The sequence below is a fragment of the Nocardia cyriacigeorgica genome (assembly GCF_010858045.1).
GTDB lineage: Bacteria > Actinomycetota > Actinomycetes > Mycobacteriales > Mycobacteriaceae > Nocardia > Nocardia cyriacigeorgica_E.
In genome coordinates this window covers 1-287 of the sequence record NZ_JAAGVC010000342.1, presented here as the reverse complement: position 1 = coordinate 287, position 287 = coordinate 1, and the positions used below count along the sequence as shown (strand labels likewise).

General features: G+C 71.1%; 1 protein-coding gene. It reads right to left on the bottom strand.

All coding sequences use genetic code 11. From position 1 onward, the window contains the following. On the bottom strand, window positions 1–287 hold a 287-nt coding region (locus GV790_RS29965), incomplete at both ends, for a peptide deformylase (RefSeq protein WP_175586047.1).

Sequence of the window (287 nt, the reverse complement as noted above, 5' to 3'; positions counted from 1 at the left end):
GGCCCAGTCGGCCCGGCCGGTCGGGAACTGCTCGCCGGGAACCGACAGGCAGCCCTCCTCGTCGTCATCGGGATCGGGCATGGTCTCAGGGATCTCGGAGGTCTCGAGCACAGGGTTGATCACCGCGCCGCGGCGGCGGGTGATCGTGCCGTCGGCGCCCTCATCCGGGCAGTCGTAGACGAACAAGCGCAGCGGCTTCCCCACCTGGTTCGCCGCCAGGCCGACACCGTTGGCCGCGTCGAGCGTGTCGTACATGTCCGCGATCAGCCCGGCCAGCTCCTCCGGCG